At 67.8% G+C, this 3,526-nt stretch carries 3 protein-coding genes and 1 pseudogene; 3 read left to right on the top strand and 1 reads right to left on the bottom strand.

What is annotated here, in order from left to right:
- Positions 1 to 348 precede the first annotated feature (348 nt).
- The 3 genes from ABZ646_RS43130 (at position 349) to ABZ646_RS43120 (ending at position 2,497) form a co-directional block, all read left to right on the top strand.
- Positions 349 to 765 carry a polyketide cyclase gene (locus ABZ646_RS43130; RefSeq protein WP_360532245.1) on the top strand — a complete coding sequence of 139 codons (417 nt, stop codon included), beginning with the start codon at positions 349 to 351 and terminating at the stop codon, positions 763 to 765.
- The gene (locus ABZ646_RS43125; RefSeq protein ID WP_360532242.1) at positions 765 to 1,193 is read left to right on the top strand and encodes a MarR family transcriptional regulator; all 429 of its coding nucleotides are present in this window, start codon (positions 765 to 767) and stop codon (positions 1,191 to 1,193) included. The genes ABZ646_RS43130 and ABZ646_RS43125 overlap by 1 nt, the downstream gene beginning before the upstream one ends.
- Positions 1,194 to 1,294: 101 nt before the next feature.
- Positions 1,295 to 2,497 (top strand): IS630 family transposase, encoded by a 1,203-nt coding sequence (locus ABZ646_RS43120; RefSeq protein ID WP_360532239.1) that lies wholly within the window; start codon positions 1,295 to 1,297, stop codon positions 2,495 to 2,497.
- A gap of 53 nt (positions 2,498 to 2,550) precedes the next feature.
- Here the strand turns inward: ABZ646_RS43120 and ABZ646_RS43115 are convergent.
- A pseudogene (locus tag ABZ646_RS43115) lies at positions 2,551 to 3,465 on the bottom strand (transposase family protein).
- Positions 3,466 to 3,526 lie beyond the last annotated feature (61 nt).

Genomic DNA, 3,526 nt, shown 5'->3' with positions numbered 1-3,526 from the left:
GCACGTGGGTGATGGCCTGGCCCAGCTCCTCGTGCGTGATGCCGTGCCTGAGCGCCACGTCCCCGAACGCCTTCTGAAGATCGTCGAACACGACACGCAGGCGCTTGTTGAACGCGATGCCGGTGCGGGGGGTGTCATTTGTTGTCACGTCACTCCAGTCCGGCGTCGCTGTCGACGGACGGCGCGCCTAAGTGGTCGGCTCCGGAAGTCCTTCGGGGGTTGACGTGGAAGTGGTGCTGCGTGAGGGCTGCCCCTGGGGCGAAGGAGGGGCGCTGAGGGGCGCGTAGACAGATAATCTCCGCGCAGATAGTCTTCTCGAAGAGAATCTTCTTGGTCAGGAGGCCACTGATGTGGACGTACGAGCACAGCACCGAGACCGACGCCGCACCCGAGGCGATCTGGCGTCTGTGGGCTGACGTCGAGAACTGGGGAGTCTGGAACACCGACATCGCGAGCATCCAGATCAGCGGCCCGTTCGGGGCGGGCACTGAGATCGTGATGACGCCAGCTGGCCAGGACCCGGTGCACCTGATCGTCGCCGAGGCGACCATCAACAAACTGTTTGTGGACGAGGCCCGGTTCGACGGGCTGCTCCTTCGCACCATTCACCGACTCGACAAGGGCGAGCGAGGCCGCACTCGAGTGACGTACCGGATGGAGATCACCGGCACCGGCGCCGACCAGTTCGGCCCGCGGATCGGTCCGGCCGTCACCGCGGACTGGCCCGAGACCATGGCCGCCCTGGTCAAGCTGGCACAGGACTGATGGCCCTCAGCCCCGGCGACAGCCCCGGATTCCTGCTCTGGCACGCCACGCTGCGCTGGCAGCGCGATATCGCCGCGGCCCTCAGCCCAATGGACCTCACCCACGTCCAGATCGTTCTGCTTGCCTGCGCCTGGTGGCTGAACACACACGGCGAACACCCCAACCAGCAGGCCCTGGCCCGCCAGGCCGGCACCGACGTCAAGATGACCTCGCAGGTCCTGCGCGCCCTGGAGGCCAAGGGTTTGATCGAGCGCGAGGTCGACCCCGCCGACACCCGCGCCAAACGGCTGCGTGTCACCAGTGCCGGAGCCGAGCTGGCTCCGCGCGCGATCGCCGCCGTCGAGAACGTCGACGCACGTTTCTTCCAGCCGGTGGCGCACGACGACGCCGTAACCATGCTCAGCCGCCTGGCCAACCCCGAATCCTGAAGCCCTCAACGCGGACACCGTCGGCCCTAAAATCCGTCGCCCGACGGTGTCCGCGTGACACCGGCCGGTCCGCCCCAACGCCGAGGAACGGCGACTCCTTCGTGACCGTCCGCTCCGCCGTACCGGTTTCGCTGCGTGCCTGCGAGCGCCATCGGCTGAAGAAGATGGCCTACGGCCACAAGCCCCCCCATCAACTCCGCTGCCGGGCTGGGGTGGTGCTCGCGGCGGCCCGTGGGCACTCCAACGCCCGGATCGCCCGGGACACCGGCCTGCGCCTGGACACGGTGCGCACCTGGCGGGGACGCTTTGCCAACGGAGGACTGCCCGCCCTGGCCGACCGTAAGCGGTCCGGCCGGCCGCCCACCTTCAGCCCACTGCAGGCCGCCCAGGTCAAGGCACTGGCCTGCCAGTTACCCGCCGAGAGTGGAGTGCCACTGGCACGCTGGTCGTGCCCGGAACTGGCCCAGGCGGCCCTGGAACGGGGCATCACCGCGTTCATATCGGCCTCCACCGTGCGCCGCTGGCTGGCCGAGGACGCACTCAAGCCCTGGCAGCACCGCTCCTGGATCTTCATCACCGACCCCGGCTTCCGTATCAAGGCCGGACGCGTCCTGGATCTGTACGCCCGCACCTGGCAAGGCCACCCACTCGGACCGAACGAGTACGTCATCAGCGCGGACGAGAAGACCTCCGTCCAGGCCCGCTGCCGCTGCCACCCCACCCTGGCGCCCGGGCAAGCCAGAGCCATGCGCGTGAACCACACCTACGGCCGCGGCGGCGCCCTGGCCTACCTCGCCGCCTACGACGTCCACCACGCAAAGGTGTTCGGCCGCACCGAACCACGCACCGGCATCGACCCGTTCATGAACCTGGTCAACCAGGTCATGAGCGTTGAACCCTACGCCAGTGCCGAGCGCGTGTTCTGGATCGTCGACAACGGCTCCTCCCACCGCGGCACCAAGGCCGCTGACCGGCTGGCTGTGGCGTTCCCGAACGCGGTGATGGTCCACACCCCGGTCCGCGCCTCGTGGTTGAACCAGGTGGAGATCTATTTCTCCGTCGTGCAGCGCAAGGTCGTCTCGCCGAACGACTTGACCGACCTTGCCCAGGTCGGGGACCGGCTTCGTGCCTTCGAAGACCGCTACAACGCCACGGCACAGCCATTCCAGTGGAAGTTCACCACTTCCGACCTGGACGATCTGCTGGCCAGGCTCGACCGGCACACCGCCGAATCAACAGGAAGAATCCTCGTTCCGCCTCGCCAGATGATCAACCCCCGAAGGACTTCCGGAGCCGACCACTAACGAGTTGGTGCGTGATAGCGGGTGAGGCGTGTTTGTCCTGCTCACGGCCGTTCTCAGGTGGTGGCCGTGCGGTCTGATACGAGGCTGGCGATGGCGCGGTAGGTGTCGGGGAGGCGGTCGCGGCGGTGGGTCCAGCGGGTCAGTTGCTTCCAGCGTTTGTGGTCGGCGAGGGCGTGTTCGACAGTGATGCGGTCGGAGGCGTCCCCGTGGCGGTCACGTTCCCACTGCTCAACTCTGCCGGGCAGCGCTCCAGGCCGTGGTTTTCTCGGCGGTGTGATGGCTTGCCCGCGGTGGTCGCGGCTCAGGCCGAGGTAGCCGTCGTCCAGGAGGACCTCGACGTCGGGGAAGTGCTGGAAGCAGACGGCGATGCCTTCATTGCGGGCGGCCGTGGCGTCGTGCATACGGCCAGGCCGCAGGGCATCAGTCCATCACGTGCGGCCGCGCCAGTCGGCGATGACGGTGGCCTTCGTCGTGTTCTGCTTCTTCTTCCCGGAAACGAAAGCGCGCCGGCCGCCACGTCCGGCCGGTGGACGGCGGATGTGGATCTCGGTGGCGTCCAGGCGCAGCTCGATGCCTTCGGCCTGGGCGTACGCGAACACATCCGTCAGCGTGCGCAATCGCAGGCCGGGCCGGTCGGGGACCGCGCATCCCCGTTCGGCCAGGAGCGTGCGTACTTCTGTGATCGCGCGGGTGACGGTGGAGCGGTCGACGCCGAACAACAGCCCCAGCACCGAATGCGGCAGGTCATGCCGCAGATGAATCAGCGTGGCCACCAGCCGGTCGACGAAAACCAGCTGGTGACGGGCACCGGCTCCCGCGGCCCGTTTCCTCGCACCACCTCGCGCAGCGTGACGGCGGCCCTCAAGGCTGGCCTGCCACGGCGCCGCCAACTCCTCCACCAAGAGGGCGAGATGACGCTGAGAGATCCCCGTGAACAGCCGATGCGCCAGCATCGGCCGATTGACCATGATCGCCACAGCCGGATCATGCCACCTGCCAGGCACGACGCCTCACCCGCTATCACGCACC

This window comes from Streptomyces sp. NPDC007162, from assembly GCF_040634175.1.
Lineage (GTDB): Bacteria > Actinomycetota > Actinomycetes > Streptomycetales > Streptomycetaceae > Streptomyces.
This window is presented reverse-complemented; position numbering and strand designations above follow the sequence as displayed.